Here is a 17,783-nt window from a genome sequence, read left to right on the forward strand (position 1 = left end):
GGCGTCCCTGGAGGCACTCATGGCCCGTACCCGATCATCGCTGCGCCGCGCGCTCGCGGCCGGCCTCACAGTCCTCGCCGCCGCCGCGGCGACAGTGGTCGCGACCGCCGGCCCGGCGGCGGCAGCCACCACCGCAGGCGTCGACGTGTCCAACTACCAAGGCAGCATCAACTGGACCAGCGTCCGCAACGCGGGCATCGAGTTCGCCTTCATCAAGGCGACCGAGGGCACCAGCTACAAGGACCCGCGCTTCAACGCGAACTACGTCAACGCCTACAACGCCGGGGTGATCCGCGGGGCGTACCACTTCGCCCGGCCCAACATCTCCGCTGGCTCGACCCAGGCCAACTACCTGGCGTCCAACGGTGGCGCGTGGTCGGCGGACAGCCGCACCCTACCGGCGGCGCTGGACATCGAGGGCAATCCGTACGCTGGCGGTTACTGCTACGGGCTCAGCACCACGGGGATGCGCAACTGGGTGCAGGACTTCCTGAACACCTACCGGTCCCGCACCGGCCGGTACGCGGTCATCTACACCACCGCCAGCTGGTGGAACCAGTGCACGGGCAGCTGGACCGGCCCGTGGGCCAACCACCCGCTCTGGCTTGCCCGCTGGGCGAGCACGCCGGGTGCCCTGCCGGCCGGTGCGCCGGTGTGGAGCTTCTGGCAGTACACCAGCAGCGGCGCCGTCTCCGGGATCAGCGGCAACGTGGACCGCAACTACTGGAACGGTGACCGGAGCCGACTGATCGCACTGGCCAACAACACCTGATCGGGCGGTTGGCGGCAGCGGGATCGACGGTCACCTCACGGTCGACAATCGGTCCGGCTGCCGCCACGCCACCGCGTACGGGTCAGGCCCGCCGTCGGCTCAGGGCCGGCATCTGGGTCTCGCTCAGGGCCTGCGCCCGAGCCTCCTCGGGAGCAAGCGCTCCCCGCCGGCTCAGCCGCCAGGCGCCCACCCCGCAGACGGCCACGGTCACGACACTGAGCAGTGCGATGAACGCCGGAACCCCCGCGGCGACCAGCAGCAGCACCGCGTCGCCGAACGCGACGAGCATCCACAGTGCCAGTCGGGGCTTGGCGTCCCTCCGTCGGTAACCCATGTCGTACCTCCTTCCGTCGTCGAAGGTCAATTACCCCGGACGACGCAAGGTCATGCGAATGAGTTTCAGTCCTGACGGTCGGGCACGAAGCCCTTGGCGATCCGGTCGAAGTTCGGCAGGTTGGCCTGCCAGTCCTTCTCCGCGATCTCCCACCGCAGCGCGTAGCCACGGTTGCTGGCCGTCACGAAACCCCGGTTACGGACGTGGATCCGAGTCCCGTCCCGGGTCTCCAGCCACTCCCAGTCGCCGCAGGTCTTCCAGAACGTGCACCGCCTGATGCCGATCAACTTGTAGTCGTTGACGAGGTTCTTGCGACCGCTCTCAAGGCTCTCCCAGTCCTTGACCGCGTCCTTCTTCGGGTTGGGAGTCCACTGCACCAGCAACTCACCCGGTCCGTTGGCCTGGTCGAAGACGACCGTGTTGCCATCGGGCTGGCTGCGTATCCAGCCGTCAGGGATCGGCAGCGTGAAGCCGGCCGGGTCCTTGTGCAGCTTCCAGCCAGCGGGCAGCGCGTTCGGGTCGGCCGACGGCGTGGCCGAGGGCGTCGGTGCGCCGGTGGTGGGCGGAGGCGCTGCCGGAGCGGAGGACTGCGCCGGGGCCGACGTCGCGGCCGCCCCGCTCGTCGCGTCGGCCTGCGGGCTCTCGTTGTCGTCGCCGTTGGTCAGCATCGGCACGATCACCACGAGGCCGACCAGCAGCAGGGCCACCAGCGCCCCGATCAGCACGTTCCGGCGGGTGTTGTTCGGCTTCGTACCGTCGAACGCCGGCACCGCCGCGCGCCCGGCCGGGCTCACCGGGGGCATCACCGACGTCGGGGCCGAAGGTTTGCGCTGCTCCGGCGCCACCGGCGCCACCGGCGGCCCGTCGACGGCCGTCGGCTCGTCGTCGGCGTCCGTTTCACCGTCGTCGGCGGCCGCCGTCACGGCCGGCTCGGCCTCGGCCGTGGTCGGGCGGTCGATCGTCGCGGTCGGCTCGGCCGGCACCGTGGCCGTCGGCTCGGCGTCCGCGCCCGCGGGCACGACCTCCGTCGGCGAGGCGTCGACGACTGCCGGCCCGGCCGCGGCCGCGGCGACCGGCGGCGGGGTACGCGGTGCAGGCGGCGACACCGGGCGGGCGGCGCTCTCCTCGGCGGGGCGCGGCGCCGGCACGAGCGGCGGGCGCGGCTCCCGTGGACCGTTCGGCCCCGGCCGGCGTACGCCATCGAGCAGTGAGATCCCCCGCGCCCGCTTGCCTCCGGCGCGGCGCAGCAGCCGCTCGGCCACCTCCGCGGTGATCCGCTCGTTCGGGTCCTTCTGCAGCAGCCCGGTGAGCACCGCCTTGAGCGGGCCGGCGTTCTTCGGCGGCGGCATCGGCTCGGTGGCCAGCGCGGCAAGCGTGGCGATCGCGGACGGCCGCGCGTACGGCGACTTGCCCTCCACCGCCGCGTAGAGCGTCGCGCCCAGCGACCACAGGTCGGCCTCCGGCCCGGCGGTGCCCTCCCGGGCCCGCTCCGGCGAAATGTACGCGGGCGAACCGAGCACCATGCCGGTGCGGGTGACGTTCGGGTCGCCGGGGATCGTGGCGAGACCGAAATCGGTCAACACGACCCGGCCGTCGTCGCCCAGCAGCACGTTGCCCGGCTTGACGTCGCGGTGCATGACGCCCGCCTTGTGGGCGGCGTTCAGCGCGCCCAGCACGCCCAGGCCGATCTCGATCGTGCGGGCCACCGACACCGGCCCGTCCTCGGCGAGGGTGTCCTGCAGAGACTTCGACGCCACGTACTCCATGACGATCCACGGGTCGCCATCGGTGCGCAGAACGTCGAAGATGCGTACCACGTTGACGTGGTTGAGCCGGGCGATGGCCCGCGCCTCGCGCAGCGACCGCTCCCGCATCTCGCGGCGTTCCTCGTCGGTGAGGCCGGGCGGCGGCACCAACTCCTTGATGGCGACGTCGCGGTGCAACACCTCGTCGCGCGCCTTCCACACCCGACCCATGCCGCCCTGGCCGAGCGGCGACAGAAGCCGGTATCGGTCAGCGACGAGTTGGGGAAGCGCGTTCGACATCGGTGAGACGGTACCCGGAGCCGCCGACGCTCACACCGCCGGCACGCCACTGTTCGCGTCGGATGACTTCGAGCCGCGTACCCTGGCGGCATGTCTGCCGAAGAGCCGCTGTTCCGGGTCGTTCGCGGCGTGCCCACCGCCGAGGAGTTGGCCGCTCTGGTCGGCGCGGTGATCGTGCGGTCCCGCCCGGCCGCCACCCCCGCGCCGGTTGCCACGTCCGCGTGGGCCCGCAGCGGTCGCCCGGCCCGCCCCGACACCTGGCGTGCCTCCGGCCTTCCTCGCCTTTCTCGCTGACCCGGGTCGCCCCGGTGGGGGCTGCCAGGATGGCGTGCAGCCGTTAACCTCACTCAGGGAAACGGTGCCGTGACGGATAGGGAGGATCGATGATCCCCGAAGAGGACCAGCCGGCGCCCTGGCTGCACAGCTACGGCGGCATCGAGGCCGACATCCGCCAGCTCCGCGAGTTCGCCGACCGGCTCGCCGCCGACGTCGAACGCAACTACGCACCCCACCTGTCGTACATCGCCGACGACATGTCCGCGAAGGTGCCCAACCCCTGCGACGCGTTCATCGAGCTGGTCACCTTCCTGCACGCCCACCACGAGACGCAGCAGGCCACCGCCGACATGGTGTACGCCGTCCGGGGCGCAACAGGCCACCTCGCCGCCGTCGCCGACCGGGTCGCCACCCAGTACGCCGACAGCGACGCCTTCTCCGCCGCCCGCGCCGTGGACGTCCAGCGGGCCCTCGCCGACCCCGGCACCGTCCTGCCCGGCGGCCGGACGCCGACGCTGACCGACCCCACCGGCCCCGAGAGCCAGAGGCCGGTGGTCCTGCCATGATCGAACGAGGTGGCGGCCGCACCTCCGGCCAGACCGACTGGCACCTGATGGACGTCAACAGCATGTGGGCGTGCCTCCAGGACCACGACACCACCAACCACTGGAAACAGGTCGCCGGCTGGCGCAAGGTCTGCGACCTCGCCCAGATCCACCTCGGCCGACTCCAGGAGTACCGGCGCGGGCTCGCCGAAGCCTGGCCCCCGGAAACCAGCGCCGCCTCCGGCACGTACCTCGCCCAACTCGACGACCTGATCGCCAAGGTGCGGCACACCCACGACGCCGCCGCCGCCAACTACACCGCGCTGTCCGCCGCCACCCAGGCCATCGGCACCACCCGCGCCGAGCTCCGCAAGATCCACGAGGAGTACGCGGCCAAGCTCCAGCAGAAGCAGGCGTACGACGCCACAGCCGCGGACCCCAAAGCGATCATGGGTAACCGGGTTGTCGAGTCACCGGTGACGGACGGCGAGCTGGAACGGCTGAACGTGCAGGCACGGGCCATGATGTTCAACCTCAGCGGCGAACTCCAACAAGCCCAAGCCACCCTCCAAAAACCCCCGCCGCCGCCCCCGAGGTTAAGGCGAGACCCCGCCAGCACAGATGCTTACGATGCCAGCACCGGACCGACGATTCCGCCGATCGTTCCAGTGCCAATCACCCCCGACACAGCCGTTCGCCGCCCCTTGTTAAATCCAGCCGGCAGCTCGCATCCCGTTCAGGCATCTACCGTGGGACCGATACTTGGCAGTGCCGGCGCGGGCGTTGCACCAGCACCACCACTCGCCAACGCAGGGTTACCGGGAGTTACACCGAACATAGCGGCGACGGGCTTCGGGCCGACAGCTCAAACACCACCCACCTCGCTCGTTAGGCCGCAGGTGCCGCCGCAAGGGCAAACCGACGCTATCGGGCGGACCGCCAGCGGAGCAACCAAGGGTTTGTCCCACATCCCGACGGCCCCGTCGGCCCGAGCGGCACCAACTAACGGCCTCATCGGCGGCATGCCTAGCTCCGGACTCGGCTCGCCTGCCTCCGGTGGCAATCCAACGCGGAAGGTTAATCCGATCGGCGGCGTAATAGGCGGTGGCGGTGCTGGCACCACGCCGACCGGCAGTGCCGGCTCGCGTCCGGGCAGTGGCCGTAGTGCAGCCGGAGGACACGGCTTCTCGCCTATCGGTGGCGCCCCTGGTACGGGCGGCAATTACGGACCAAGCTACCCTCCTGGCCGTCCCGGGAGGAACGGATATGAAGAAGATAGGCACGCTTGGGATCCCGACCATCCGTGGAAGACCGACCATGGCGTCAACCCTATTGTTCGCCCGCCGGAGGAGCCTGGCCCATCTGACCCAGGACCGGCCATCGGCCTCGATCGGTGAGTCAATCCAGCCGACAGAGCCTGGCAGCATTGGCCGCCCTTCTGTCGCTAATAGCACCAATAGCCTTACCCGCGAAGAGCAACTCTCGCCAGCCGACAAGCGAACCCAGTGAGGTCGAACGGGTCCGCACGGATCAATGGCACCTAAAATATCTGAAAACCTCTGATGCCCAAGAGATCACACGCGGCCGCGGGGTAATCGTCGCAGTTCCAGATACAGGCGTTCAACCGCACCCCGATTTGCGGAACAACCTGCTTCGTGGGATCGATATGGTCTCCGACGGCAACGGCGATGGTCAGAATGACCAGAATAGTCACGGCACCGGTATGGCGGGGTTGATCGCGGCCCATGGGCAAGGAGGCAATCTTGGCGCCTTGGGGCTAGCTCCCGATGCAAAAATACTCCCGATCCGCGATACTCCCACCAACGGCCAAGGGGAGGCTGACGCCTTGGCCGCCGGCATTGATTATGCTGTTCGCCAAGGCGCTGATGTGATCTGCATACCGTCGGTCGGCGGTGCTGGCATTCCGTTGCAGCGATCCATCAAAGCAGCACTCGCCGCGAATATCGTTCTGGTTGCTGCCGCCGGCAACAAACCGGAGGACACCAAAGTCGGTTACCCAGCATCAGAGAATGCAGTTATCGCGGTGGGGGGGGTAGATCGGAATGGGAATCATGCCGATATCTCCGTTACGGGCCCCGAGATTGACGTGGTTGCGCCGGCGGTTGACATTTACAGCACGAGCATTAACGGCAAGTACCGCAAAGGCACAGGCACCTCTGACGCGACGGCGATTGTGGCTGGGGCGGCGGCGTTGATCAGGTCGAAGTACCCCTACCTGCCGGCGCAGGAGGTGGCCCATCGGCTTACGGCCACAGCCATCGACAAGGGTCCGCCGGGCCGGGACGACGAGTACGGGTACGGCGTGATCGATCTTGTGGCAGCGCTGACGGCAGACGTACCCCCGCTGGGGTTTGAGTCGGTGAGCGCTCCGGCCGGCGCTGGCCCGACCACGACGGCCGACGCTCGGCCCGGTGAGGGCGATGATGGCGCGACAGCTCGCGGTCTCGCCACTCTCGCCGTGATCGTGGCCGCTGGCGTCGGATGGGCGCTGGTGGTGCGACGTCGGCGGCGTGGTGATGATCCGCCGCCCAGAATCAGTCGCTGATCGGCCGGAGCGCGTTGATCGACTCGGGATCCTTGATATCGGGGTGTCCGGGCGGCGGGATACCCCGATATCCATGAAGTCGAGTCGATCATGGAGGGGCCGAAGGGCTGATCGACTTTATATCGGCGATGTGGGTCTTTCGTGGCTGGTTGAAAGGCCGATATCGGCGATGTGGAGTGGATCAAGAGCGCCAGGCCGCGTGGACATGAAGCGCCAGGCCGCGTGGACATGAAGCGCCAGGCCGCGTGGGCATGAAGCGCGGGGCCGTGGCGTGAGGAGCACGGCGTTGGGGGCCACGCGGGGGCGGGTGGACCGGTGGTGGGTGGTGAGCCGGTAACGTCGGGCTGGTGTCTGATTCTCTGCCGCTCCGCCTCGTGCTCGCCTCGGCCAGCCCCGCCCGTCGTAAGTCTCTCCAGGCCGCTGGCATCGAGCCGGAGGTGCTGGTCAGCGGGGTGGACGAGTCCCTGGTGGTGACCGATCGGGCCGAGGAACTGTGTCTGGAGTTGGCTCGGCTCAAGGCGGAGGCAGTCCTGGCCCGACTGAGCCCGGCCGCAACGGCAGCCGAGCCAACCCGCACGAACACAGGCACCAGCACGAACGCAGGCACCAGCACGAACGCAGGCAGCAGCACCGCAGGCACCGGTCAGCGGACCCTGATCATCGGCTGCGATTCGGTGCTCGAGTTCGACTCGGAGATTCTCGGCAAGCCGGCGGATCCGGCCGACGCCACCCAGCGTTGGCTGCGGATGAGGGGGCGCAGCGGTGTCCTGCACAGTGGGCACTGCCTGATCGACGGCGTCAGTGGGCGGCGTGCGGAGGCGGTTGCCTCGACGACAGTCCATTTTGCGGACATCAGCGACGACGAGATCGCCGCGTACGTCGCCACCGGCGAGCCGCTGGCGGTGGCGGGCGCGTTCACGATCGACGGGTTGGGCGGGCCGTTCGTGGAACGGATCGAGGGCGACCCGGGGACCGTGGTCGGATTGTCGATGCCGCTGCTGCGTCGGCTCCTCGCCGAACTGGGGCTGCAGATCACGGACCTGTGGACAACTGTCGCGCCGGGCGGCCAATCGGTCGAGCCGATCGGTAACGTCCGGTCATGACCACGAAGTCGATCCCGCTCACCGACGAGTTGCACGCGTACCTGGTCGCGCACGGCGCCCCACCGGACGAGATCATCCAGGATCTCGCCGAGGAGACCCGGTCGCTGCTGCCCGAGCACGCCTCCATGCAGGTGGCACCGGAGCAGGCCGCGTTCCTGACGTTCCTGACCCGGCTGCTGGACGTACGGCAGGCCGTCGAGGTTGGCACGTTCACCGGCCTGTCGGCGCTGGCCATCGCAAGGGGGTTGCCCGAGGGCGGGCAGCTGACCTGCTTCGACATTTCCGAGGAGTTCACCGGCATCGCCCGGCGGTACTGGGCCCGCGCCGGCGTGCAGGACCGCATCGACCTGCGGATCGGCCCGGCCGGCGAGACGCTGCGGGAGTTGCCGCACGAGCGTCACCTGGACTTCGCGTTCATCGACGCGGACAAGACCGGGTACCCGGTCTACTGGGCCGAGCTGGTGCCCCGGATGCGGCCGGGCGGGGTGATCGCCGTGGACAACGTGCTGCGCGGCGGGCGGGTGCTCGCCCCGCGGGACGCCAACGACCGGGCGATCGCCGCGTTCAACGACGAGGTGCTCGCCGACGTACGGGTCGACCCGGTGATGCTGCCGATCGCGGACGGCCTCACCCTCGCCCGGGTCCGCTGACCGCCGCGCTCTGATCCACTCGGGTTCCTGGAAATCGCGGCATCCTCGGCGGTAGGACACCCCAACTTTCAGGAACCCGAGTCGATCAAGCCGGGCCCGGGGTCAGGCCGGCCCAGGGGCGAGCGTCAGCGGACGCTGCGGGCGAACTGGCGGGCGGCCCAGAAGACTCCCAGCGCGGCGAGGACCGCCGTGATGGTGAGGCCCTGCCAGACCTTGTCGCTGCCCAGGTCGCCGGCGAAGAGCGCGCGGGTGCCGTCGACCGCCCAGGAGAAAGGGTTCCAGTCGGCGATGCCCTGCAGCCAGCCCGGTGCGAAGGTCAGCGGCAGCAGGATGCCGGAGAGCAGCAGCACCGGCTGCGCCACGGTGTTCATCAGTGGGGCCAGCGCGTCCTCGCTCTTGACCTTGAGTGCGACGCCGTACGAGACGGCCGAGGTCATGAGCGCGATGAGGGCGAGCATGAGGTACGCCAGCAGCAGGTCACCGATGAACACCCGCAGGTCGAACAGGAGCGCCAGCAGGGTGATGATGACCGCCTGCACGATGAGCGAGACCACGTCGCGCAGCGAGCGGCCGAGCAGCAGGGCGAGCCGGCTGATCGGGGTGACCCGGGACCGTTCGATGACGCCGGCGCGCAGCTCGGCGATCAGGCCGAAGCCCTGGAACAGGCCGCCGAAGATGGCCAGCAGCACCAGCAGACCCGGCACGAAGATCTTGTAGGCGGCGGCCTGGGTGGGCGCGTTCAGGGCCGGCTTGAGCAGCGGGGCGAAGAGCAGCAGGTACATCACCGGCTGGAACACGCCGACGAAGACCCAGACCGGGTTGCGCAGCAGGAGCTGGATCTGCCGCTGGAAGATCAGCCACGTGTCGCGGGCGAATTTCATGAGTCGTCTCTCCGGTGGTCAGGACTCGCGCAGCGAGCGGCCGGTCTTGGTCAGGAAGACGTCGTCCAGGCTGGGCCGGTGCAGCTCGATCGAGCGCAGCTCCAGCCCGGCGTGGTCGAGTCGGCGCAGCACCTGGGGAATGGCGGTGGCGCCCTCGTCGACGTAGAGGCGCAGGCCGCCCTCGTCGGCGGTCTCCAGCTTGTTGACGTACGCCTCGCCGTCGAGCGCCTGGGCGGCCTGCGGGGTGGCGGCCAGGTCGAGGCCGACGAGCACGACGTCGCCGGAGATCTCCCGCTTGAGCTCGGCCGGGGTGCCCTCGGCGACGACCTCGCCGTTGTCCATGATCGCGATGCGGTCGCAGAGCGCGTCGGCCTCGTCCAGGTAGTGCGTGGTGATGAAGACCGTCATGCCGTCGTTGCGCAGTCGCCGGATCTCGTCCCACATGTGGGCGCGGCTCTGCGGGTCGAGGCCGGTGGTCGGCTCGTCCAGGAAGACGATCTTCGGCTCGTGGATGATGCCGAGCGCGATCTCGACCCGCCGGCGCTGGCCTCCGGAGTAGGTCTTGCACTTGCGGTCGGCGTACTCGGTGAGCTGGAAGGCGGCCAGCGCGCGGGCGGCCCGCTGCTGCGCGTCGGCCTTGCCGATGCCGTACATCCGGGCGTGCAGGACCAGCTCCTCACGGGCTGTGGACTCGTCCCACGTGCTGCCGCCCTGCGGGACGTACCCGATCCGGCGGCGAACCTCGGCCGGATCCTTGCGCAGGTCGGCTCCGGCGATGGTGGCCTCGCCGCCGTCGGGCTCGATGAGCGTGGCGAGCATCCGCAGCGTGGTGGTCTTGCCGGCGCCGTTGGGGCCGAGGAAGCCGAAGATCTCACCCTCGGCGACCTGAAGGTTGACGCCCCGCACGGCGTCAACCGTCTTCGTCTCTCGACCCGCGCGGGAGCGGAACGACTTCCGCAGCCCCCTGGTCTCGATCATTTGTGCTCCTGGTCGGTCGGGCCGGTCGCGCCGGCCGTCGAGTGGGACGACGCCGGACGGCGCACTCCCCCGCTGTGCCGCCAGCAGGCTAACGCGATATAACTCTTCTAGTCAACGTTGATTATTCCGTGGCAGTCGGAGGCCGCGACTCCTGGCGGTCCTTCCACCCCGACCAACCCTCGGCGTTCTCCAGCTCAGCAGGCAGGTACGACACTCCCGAGTCGATCCGTTCCGCGATCCGGTCGCACCACCCCATCTCCGCCTCCGCCCGCGCCGCCCACAGCTCGAACATCCAACCCACGTGCGCCGGCTTGCGGTTACGCACCCAGTCCGACTCCAGGGAGGCGCGCATCGACTCGACGCCGGCGCGCAGCAGATTGGCCCGGTTGCGCAGGGCCGCGGCGGCCTCGGCGCGCGGCATGGCGGGCAGGAAGGAGAAGGCCACCGCGAAGGGGTCGGACGGCTCCGTGAGGTTCCACCAGGAGTTGCGCAGCAGCGTCTCGAACTCGTCCTCGCCCTTGGGAGTCACCTCGTAGGTGGTCCGGGCCGGACGGGCGCCGACCTGCTCGGTGGCGACGGCACGGAGCAGGCCTTCCTCGGTGAGCTTGCGCAGCGCGTGGTAGATCGAGCCGGGCTGCACGTTCGCCCACTTGTCGGCGCTCCAGCTCAGCAGCTCACGGCGCACGTCGTAGCCGTGCACGGGCTGCATCCACCGCACCAGACCGAGAATCATCATTCGAGTCGCAGACACCACACAAGCGTAATAGCCAAGTTTGACTAACTTCAGTGCCGCACCCCACACTGAGCGATCGTTAGGGTCGGCACGGGTGGCCGATACACTCCCGGTCAGTAACCTGCCGGGAGGAGCCACGAGGTGCGCAAGGTACTCATCGCCAACCGCGGCGAGATCGCCGTCCGGGCCATCCGCGCCTGCCGTGACGCCGGCCTGGGCAGCGTCGCCGTGTACGCGGACTCCGACCGCGACGCCCTGCACTCCACCCTCGCGGACGAGGCGTACGCGCTCGGCGGGGACAGCGCGACCGAGACGTACCTGCGCATCGACAAGCTGCTCGACGTCGCCGCCCGGGCCGGCGCCGACGCCGTACACCCCGGTTATGGGTTCCTGTCCGAGAACGCCGACTTCGCCCAGGCGGTCATCGACGCCGGGCTGACCTGGATCGGCCCCACCCCGCAGGCGATCCGCGACCTGGGCGACAAGGTGACCGCCCGGCACATCGCCCAGCGCGCCGGCGCTCCGCTGGTCCCCGGCACCCCGGACCCGGTGGGCAGCCCCGACGAGGTGATGGCGTTCGCCGTCGACCACGGGCTGCCGGTCGCCATCAAGGCCGCCTTCGGCGGTGGTGGGCGCGGCCTCAAGGTCGCCCGGACCATGGAGGAGATCCCCCAGCTCTTCGAGTCGGCCACCCGCGAGGCGGTCGCGGCGTTCGGCCGGGGCGAGTGCTTCGTCGAGCGCTACCTGGACCAGCCCCGGCACGTCGAGGCGCAGGTCCTCGCCGACCAGCACGGCAACGTGATCGTGGTGGGCACCCGGGACTGCTCGTTGCAGCGCCGGCACCAGAAGCTCGTCGAGGAGGCCCCCGCGCCGTTCCTCACCGACGCCCAGCGCGCCCAGATCCACGACAGCGCCAAGGCGATCTGCCGGGAGGCCGGCTACCACGGCGCCGGCACTGTGGAATACCTGGTCGGCAAGGACGGCACGATCTCCTTCCTGGAGGTCAACACCCGGCTCCAGGTCGAGCACCCGGTCACCGAGGAGACCGCCGGCATCGACCTGGTCCGCGAGCAGTTCCGGATCGCCGACGGCGAGAAGCTGCGGATCACCGAGGACCCGACGCCGCGCGGGCACGCCATCGAGTTCCGGATCAACGGCGAGGACCCGGGCCGTAACTTCCTGCCCGCGCCGGGCACCGTCACCACGCTGCGCCTGCCCACCGGCCCGGGCGTCCGGGTGGACACCGGCATCTCGGCCGGCGACGTGATCGGCGGCAACTTCGACTCACTGCTGGCCAAGGTGATCATCACCGGTGAGACGCGGACCGAGGCGTTGGAACGCGCCCGCCGCGCGCTGGACGAGATGGTCGTCGACGGGATGGCCACCGCGCTGCCGTTCCACCGCCTGGTCGTGCGGGACGAGGCGTTCACCGCCGAACCGTTCACCGTGCACACCCGGTGGATCGAGACCGAGTTCCACAACACCGTGCCGCCGTTCGTCGCCGCCGCCGGCGCCGTCGAGGCGCCGGAAGAACGCGACACCGTCGTGGTCGAGGTCGCCGGCAAGCGCATCGAGGTCAGCCTCCCCGCCGGCTTCGGCGGGAGTACGACCACCGCGGCACCCGCCTCCCGCAAGCCGGCCCGGCGCGGGGGCGGAGCCAAGGCGGGCGCCCCGGTCGGCGGCGACGCGCTCACCTCCCCCATGCAGGGCACCATCGTCAAGATCGCGGTGGCCGAGGGGGACACGGTGGCCGAGGGCGACCTGGTGGTGGTGCTCGAGGCGATGAAGATGGAGCAGCCGTTGCACGCCCACAAGGCGGGTACGGTCAGCGGGCTCACCGCCGAGGTCGGTGCCGTCATCACCGCCGGCGCCGCCATCTGCACCATCGCCTGAGGGGCGAGCGCGAGATCTCTGCTGCGGGTGGAGCAGCCGCGGCCGACCCCGGCGGTGTGGGTCGGTTACGCGGTCGGCGGCAGCGGCGTGCGCGCGTTCCGGACGGCGTACCGGTGGAGGGTGACGCCCTCGTCGAAGCGCGCCTGCTCGATCAGGTCCAGCTGCAGCGGCTCGTCGAGGCTGTCGAACAGCGGGCGGCCGGCGCCGAGGATGACCGGGTGCGTGAAGAGCAGCAGCTCGTCGAGGAGCCCGGCCCGCAGCAGCGCCGTGGCCAGTGTGGCGCCGCCGACGCCGATGTCACCGTCGGTCCGTCGCCGCAGCTCCGCGAGCTCGCCGACGGCATCGTCGCCACCGATGATCTCGGTGTTGTGGTCGGCGCTGGTACGCGTGCGGGAGACCAGCACCTTGGGCTTCGACGTCCAGATCTCGCCGTACTCGCGTAGGTAGCCGGGCAACGACTCGTCGTCGCGCGCCGCCGGCCAGAAGCCCTCCATCGTCTCGTAGATCGTGCGCCCCTGGACCAGGAGCGACAGCGCCCGGGCCCGCGTGTTGAACTCCTGGTGCAGTGACTCCCCGATGCGCAGCCACTCTCCACCGCCCTGCTCGCCAGGCGCCCGCTCGATCAACAGATCGGCGGACACGTTCATCCAGTACACGAACCGCCCCGACATGGGCCCTCCCTCAGTGATAGCGATATGCAACTGCTTCGACCTACCCTAGGATGAAGTGATAGCAGAGTGCAATCACTTGCCGGGGAGGGCGTGATGGATTCGGTGCCACGCTCGGGTTGCCCGATCAATCAGGCGGTGGAGGTTCTGGGCGATCCGTGGGTGATGCTCGTGCTTCGGGACATCATGTTCGGCAACCGGCGGCACTTCCGCGAGCTGCTCGCCGGCAGCGAGGAGGGCATCGCGCCGAACATTCTCAGCAGCCGCCTGCGGCGCCTCGTCGACGCGGGCCTGCTCACCCGCGAGGACGCCCGACGGGGGCAACGGGCGGCCTACTCGCTCACCGAGGCGGGCATTCAGACACTGCCGATCATGGCAGCGTTCGGCTCGTGGGGGCTGGCCCACCGTGGTGGCGAACGTCGCCTCCGGGTGCGCGCCGAACTGCTCCGCGACGGCGGCCCTGAACTGATCACCCGCCTGATGGACGACCTACGCGAGGTGCACCTCGGTGTCCCCCGGCCCGATCCGCACGCCCGGCGAGCGGTCGACGAGCTTCGCTCGGCCTACGAGACAGCCACCCGCGACCGATCCGATCCGCCGGAACCGCCCACCTCGTGACGGACCCCACCACCCAACGGCGGCTCCGGCGCACGTGCCGGCCGGTGACCCGCCGCACAGGACCGGGGGGTGGGGGTGGTTTGAGCCACCAGCGGCGGCAGGAGTGGGCGCGAGCAGGAATGATGTTCAGGTGCGCTTCCTTCACGGCGCGGTTCCCGCGCACGACCTGACCTATACCGACGTCTTCATGGCGCCGGCCCGCTCCGACCTCGGCTCCCGGCTGGACGTCGACCTGTCCACCGGTGACGGCACCGGCACCACCATCCCGCTGGTGGTCTCGAACATGACGGCGGTCGCCGGGCGGCGGATGGCCGAGACGGTGGCTCGGCGGGGCGCGATCGCCGTGATCCCGCAGGACATCCCGATCGAGGTCGTCGCGAACGTCGTCGCCTGGGTCAAGCAGCGACACCTGGTCTACGACACACCCATCACCCTGGGCCCCACCGAGACCGTCGGGGACGCCATCCACCTCCTGCCGAAGCGGTCGCACGGCGCGGTGATCGTTGTCGACGAGGCCGGTCGGCCGGTGGGCGTGGTCACCGAGGCGGACACCACGGGCGTGGACCGGTTCGCCCAGCTGCGGCACGTCATGTCCACCGAGCTGCACACCGTCCCGGCGGACGCGGACCCGCGTACCGGCTTCGACCTGCTCTCCGCCGGCCGGCGCCGGCTCGCCCCGGTGGTGGACGCCGACGGTCGGCTGGTCGGCGTGCTGACCCGGCAGGGCGCGCTGCGGGCCACCCTCTACACGCCGGCCGTGGACGACCGGGGGCGGCTGCGCATCGCCGCGGCGGTCGGGATCAACGGCGACGTCACCGGCAAGGCCGCCGCGCTGCTAGAGGCAGGCGTGGACACGCTTGTCGTGGACACCGCGCACGGCCACCAGGAGCGGATGATCTCGGCGTTGCGGGCGGTCCGCAAGCTGGACCCGGGCGTTCCGGTGGCGGCCGGCAACGTCGTCACCGCCGAGGGGGTACGCGACCTGGTCGAGGCCGGCGCGGACATCATCAAGGTAGGTGTCGGGCCGGGCGCGATGTGCACCACCCGCATGATGACCGGCGTGGGCCGACCGCAGTTCTCCGCCGTGCTCGACTGCTCGACGGCGGCCCGCGAGCTGGGCCGGCACGTCTGGGCCGACGGCGGCGTGCGGCACCCGCGCGACGTGGCGCTCGCGCTCGCCGCCGGCGCGTCGAACGTGATGATCGGCTCCTGGTTCGCCGGCACCTACGAGTCTCCCGGTGACCTCTACACCGAGCCGGACGGTCGGCGGTACAAGGAGAGCTTCGGGATGGCCTCGGCGCGAGCGGTCAGCGCGCGTACCGCCGACGACAGCCCGTACGACCGGGCCCGCAAGGCGGTGTTCGAGGAGGGCATCTCCTCGGCGCGGATGTATCTGGACCCGACCCGGCCCGGCGTCGAGGACCTGATCGACGAGATCATCGCCGGGGTCCGTAGCGCCTTCACCTACGCCGGAGCACGGGACCTGACGCAGTTCCACGAGCGCGCGATCGTCGGCGTGCAGAGCGCCGCCGGCTTCACCGAGGGGATGCCGCTGCCGACGAGCTGGTAGCAGCGCCGCTCGGGGCGGACGGCTCGGGGCGGGTGCGGGGCAGCCGGGCGCAGGCCACCAGGCCGATCAGGAGGAAGCCGGCGGCGGCGAAGGCCGCGTACCGGGTCGCGTCGGAGAAGGCGATGCGGGCCTCCCGGGCGATCGGGGCGGTACGCGGGTCTTCCGCCAGGCCCCCGATAGCCGCTCCGGCGCTCTCCTTGACGGCCGTGACCACCTCGTCCCGCTGCCCGGCGTCGAGGCCCGGCTGGTCGGCCAACCGGTCGCCGAGGATGCCGCCGAGGCTGGCGAACAGGACGGTGCCCAGTACGGCGATGCCGAGCGCCGAGCCGACCTGCCGGGCGGTGCTCTGCACGCCGGAGCCCTGCCCGCTGCGCTGCACCGGCACCTCGGAGAGCGACACCCCGGTCAGTTGGGCGGTGGCCATTCCGACGCCGATGCCGTAGACGAAGAGGAAGCCCAGCGGAGCCCACCAGCGGGTGTCGGGTGCGACGACGAAGCCCAACCCGGCGACCCCGACCAGTTCGGCGGCGACGCCGAGCTGGACGACCCGGGCGGCGCCGAGGCGTTGGGTCAGCGGGGCGCCGATGCCGCTGGCGAGGAAGCTGCCCACGGCGAGTGGCAGCAACGCCAGACCGGTGTCGAACGCGCTGTAGCCGAGCACGTTCTGGTACCACAGCGGCAGCGCGAAGAGCAGCCCGAATTCGCCGAGGCTGACGATGGCGGCGGCGAGCACGCCGTTGCGGAACGACCCGATCCCGAACAGCGACAGGTCGAGCAGGGCGGGCCGGCCGACGCGGTTGCGGCGGAGCTGGTGACCGAGGAAGACGGCGAGCGCCGCGAGGCCGAGCAGACCGGCCACCGGTACGGGCGAGAGGGTGACGTTCCAGTCCAGCCCGAAGAGGCTGAACGGCTTCTCCCGCTGCCACCAGCCGTAGGTGCGACCCTCGATGAGGGCGAAGACGACGCCTGTCATGCCGAGCACGGAGAGCAGCGCGCCGATGATGTCGATGCCCCGCTCGGCGCGGTCGTCGCGGGACTCGGCGACCAGCGCGAGGGTCACCGCGACGACTGCCACGCCGACGGGGACGTTGATGCCGAAGGCCCAGCGCCACGAGTACTCGGTGGTCAGCCAGCCGCCCAGCAGCGGGCCGAGGGCCGCCGCACCGCCGATGGTGGAGCCCCAGACGGCGAAGGCGATACCCCGGTCCCGTCCGGTGAAGTTGGCGTTCAGCAGCGAGAGCGAGGTGGGCAGCATCATCGCGCCGCCGACGCCCTGGAGCACCCGGGAGGCGATCAGGGTTTCGCCGGAGCCGGCCAGGGCGGCCAGGACGCTGGCTGCCACGAAGACGACCACCCCGGTCACGAACATCCGGCGGCGTCCGGACCGGTCGGCGAAGCGACCGGCGACGAGCAACAGCGCCGCGAAGACCAGGGTGTACGCCTCCTGGACCCACTGCGCGTCCGTCGAGGTGATGTCGAGGTCCCGGATGATCTGCGGGACGGCGACGTTCACGATCGTGGCATCCACGATGATCATCGCGACGCCCAGGCTGATCGCGAACAGCCCCCACCAGCGTCCGCGCCCGTTCTCGGCCATTGACTCTCTCCTTCTGGTAGCTAGATTTTCTAGCTACCCGGGCTGCTAGCTTTTACCCATGGCGCGGCCCCCGTCAACCCCGACCAGCGAGACGGCCCGTGCGCTGCGGGAGCTGTTGCGCGTGGCCGGCGACACCCGGGGCGCTCTGGCCCGTCGGCTGGGGATCGGCACCACCGACGCGGCGGCGATCGACCACCTGATCTCCAGCTCCGAGCCGCTCGGCCCGGTCGAGCTGGGCCACCGGCTCGGCATCCGTTCCGCATCGGCCACCACTCTGGTGGACCGCCTGGTGCAGGCCGGCCACGTACGCCGCGCCCCGCACCCGCACGACCGGCGGCGCCTCGCGCTGGAAGTGACCGAGCAGGCGTACGACGAGGTCCTGGCGGCACTGCGACCGATGCTCATCGGCGTGGACCAGGTGGTGAGCCGGTTGACCCCGGACGAGGCGGCGGCGACGACCGCATTCCTGCGGGCCGTCACCGAGGTCATGCGGGAGTACGTCGCCACCGCCCCTGCCGACCGGCCGGCGGGCAGCCCGCAGAGCTGACCCGAAA

Annotated in this window: 18 protein-coding genes; 11 read left to right on the top strand and 7 right to left on the bottom strand. The window is 70.4% G+C overall.

The window, feature by feature from the left end; genetic code table 11:
- Window positions 1-19 precede the first annotated feature (19 nt).
- Window positions 20-772: a GH25 family lysozyme gene (locus AB0B39_RS02705; RefSeq protein WP_357493608.1), complete on the top strand. Its 753-nt coding sequence runs from the start codon at window positions 20-22 to the stop codon at window positions 770-772.
- An 82-nt stretch (window positions 773-854) separates the two neighbouring features.
- Here the strand turns inward: AB0B39_RS02705 and AB0B39_RS02710 are convergent, their stop codons facing one another.
- Together AB0B39_RS02710 and AB0B39_RS02715 are read right to left on the bottom strand one after the other, a co-directional pair.
- Entirely contained in the window at window positions 855-1,106 is a 252-nt protein-coding gene (locus tag AB0B39_RS02710) for a hypothetical protein (protein WP_234589102.1), read from the bottom strand.
- A gap of 65 nt (window positions 1,107-1,171) precedes the next feature.
- The gene (locus AB0B39_RS02715) at window positions 1,172-3,151 is read right to left on the bottom strand and encodes a protein kinase (RefSeq protein ID WP_357573319.1); all 1,980 of its coding nucleotides are present in this window, start codon (window positions 3,149-3,151) and stop codon (window positions 1,172-1,174) included.
- Window positions 3,152-3,241: 90 nt separating this feature from the next.
- On the opposite strand from AB0B39_RS02715, the gene AB0B39_RS02720 reads away from it, so the two are divergent.
- The 6 genes from AB0B39_RS02720 to AB0B39_RS02745 all read left to right on the top strand — a co-directional run bounded on the left by AB0B39_RS02720 (window position 3,242) and on the right by AB0B39_RS02745 (window position 8,291).
- Window positions 3,242-3,445: an acyl-CoA carboxylase subunit epsilon gene (locus AB0B39_RS02720; protein WP_357493604.1), complete on the top strand. Its 204-nt coding sequence runs from the start codon at window positions 3,242-3,244 to the stop codon at window positions 3,443-3,445.
- An 89-nt stretch (window positions 3,446-3,534) separates the two neighbouring features.
- Window positions 3,535-3,993 carry a hypothetical protein gene (locus tag AB0B39_RS02725; RefSeq protein WP_357493602.1) on the top strand — a complete coding sequence of 153 codons (459 nt, stop codon included), beginning with the start codon at window positions 3,535-3,537 and terminating at the stop codon, window positions 3,991-3,993.
- A complete protein-coding gene (locus AB0B39_RS02730) occupies window positions 3,990-5,369 on the top strand; it encodes a hypothetical protein (protein ID WP_357573320.1) in 1,380 nt (459 codons plus the stop codon). The genes AB0B39_RS02725 and AB0B39_RS02730 overlap by 4 nt, the downstream gene beginning before the upstream one ends.
- A 20-nt stretch (window positions 5,370-5,389) precedes the next feature.
- Window positions 5,390-6,538: a S8 family serine peptidase gene (locus AB0B39_RS02735; RefSeq protein WP_357573766.1), complete on the top strand. Its 1,149-nt coding sequence runs from the start codon at window positions 5,390-5,392 to the stop codon at window positions 6,536-6,538.
- Window positions 6,539-6,885: 347 nt separating this feature from the next.
- Window positions 6,886-7,641 carry a Maf family protein gene (locus AB0B39_RS02740; RefSeq protein ID WP_357573321.1) on the top strand — a complete coding sequence of 252 codons (756 nt, stop codon included), beginning with the start codon at window positions 6,886-6,888 and terminating at the stop codon, window positions 7,639-7,641.
- The gene (locus AB0B39_RS02745; RefSeq protein WP_234587394.1) at window positions 7,638-8,291 is read left to right on the top strand and encodes an O-methyltransferase; all 654 of its coding nucleotides are present in this window, start codon (window positions 7,638-7,640) and stop codon (window positions 8,289-8,291) included. Before AB0B39_RS02740 ends, AB0B39_RS02745 begins: the two co-directional genes overlap by 4 nt.
- 125 nt (window positions 8,292-8,416) lie before the next feature.
- Here AB0B39_RS02745 and AB0B39_RS02750 read toward each other — a convergent pair whose 3' ends face one another.
- From AB0B39_RS02750 to AB0B39_RS02760, 3 genes are all read right to left on the bottom strand, one after another.
- Window positions 8,417-9,172, bottom strand: a complete 756-nt coding sequence (locus AB0B39_RS02750; protein ID WP_007455563.1) for an ABC transporter permease — start codon at window positions 9,170-9,172, stop codon at window positions 8,417-8,419.
- Window positions 9,173-9,190: 18 nt separating this feature from the next.
- Window positions 9,191-10,150 carry an ATP-binding cassette domain-containing protein gene (locus AB0B39_RS02755; protein ID WP_234587392.1) on the bottom strand — a complete coding sequence of 320 codons (960 nt, stop codon included), beginning with the start codon at window positions 10,148-10,150 and terminating at the stop codon, window positions 9,191-9,193.
- Window positions 10,151-10,271: 121 nt separating this feature from the next.
- Entirely contained in the window at window positions 10,272-10,886 is a 615-nt protein-coding gene (locus AB0B39_RS02760; RefSeq protein ID WP_357494265.1) for a PadR family transcriptional regulator, read from the bottom strand.
- 138 nt (window positions 10,887-11,024) lie between these two features.
- On the opposite strand from AB0B39_RS02760, the gene AB0B39_RS02765 reads away from it, so the two are divergent.
- Window positions 11,025-12,776 (top strand): biotin carboxylase N-terminal domain-containing protein, encoded by a 1,752-nt coding sequence (locus AB0B39_RS02765; protein WP_357573322.1) that lies wholly within the window; start codon window positions 11,025-11,027, stop codon window positions 12,774-12,776.
- A gap of 65 nt (window positions 12,777-12,841) precedes the next feature.
- On the opposite strand, the gene AB0B39_RS02770 is transcribed toward AB0B39_RS02765, so the two are convergent.
- Complete coding sequence (locus tag AB0B39_RS02770; protein WP_357573323.1) at window positions 12,842-13,447, bottom strand: dihydrofolate reductase family protein; 606 nt, start codon at window positions 13,445-13,447, stop codon at window positions 12,842-12,844.
- A 93-nt stretch (window positions 13,448-13,540) separates the two neighbouring features.
- On the opposite strand from AB0B39_RS02770, the gene AB0B39_RS02775 reads away from it, so the two are divergent.
- Both AB0B39_RS02775 and AB0B39_RS02780 read left to right on the top strand, forming a co-directional pair.
- Window positions 13,541-14,062 (top strand): helix-turn-helix domain-containing protein, encoded by a 522-nt coding sequence (locus AB0B39_RS02775; RefSeq protein WP_357573324.1) that lies wholly within the window; start codon window positions 13,541-13,543, stop codon window positions 14,060-14,062.
- A gap of 130 nt (window positions 14,063-14,192) precedes the next feature.
- Window positions 14,193-15,632: a GuaB1 family IMP dehydrogenase-related protein gene (locus AB0B39_RS02780; RefSeq protein ID WP_357493591.1), complete on the top strand. Its 1,440-nt coding sequence runs from the start codon at window positions 14,193-14,195 to the stop codon at window positions 15,630-15,632.
- Here AB0B39_RS02780 and AB0B39_RS02785 read toward each other — a convergent pair.
- Window positions 15,598-17,229 carry an MFS transporter gene (locus AB0B39_RS02785; RefSeq protein ID WP_357493590.1) on the bottom strand — a complete coding sequence of 544 codons (1,632 nt, stop codon included), beginning with the start codon at window positions 17,227-17,229 and terminating at the stop codon, window positions 15,598-15,600. The genes AB0B39_RS02780 and AB0B39_RS02785 overlap by 35 nt on opposite strands.
- 58 nt (window positions 17,230-17,287) lie before the next feature.
- Here AB0B39_RS02785 and AB0B39_RS02790 point away from each other — a divergent pair, with 58 nt between their 5' ends.
- Window positions 17,288-17,776 carry a MarR family transcriptional regulator gene (locus AB0B39_RS02790; protein ID WP_357493588.1) on the top strand — a complete coding sequence of 163 codons (489 nt, stop codon included), beginning with the start codon at window positions 17,288-17,290 and terminating at the stop codon, window positions 17,774-17,776.
- Window positions 17,777-17,783 lie beyond the last annotated feature (7 nt).

It is taken from the genome of Micromonospora sp. NPDC049114, assembly GCF_040648635.1.
Classification (GTDB): Bacteria; Actinomycetota; Actinomycetes; order Mycobacteriales; family Micromonosporaceae; genus Micromonospora.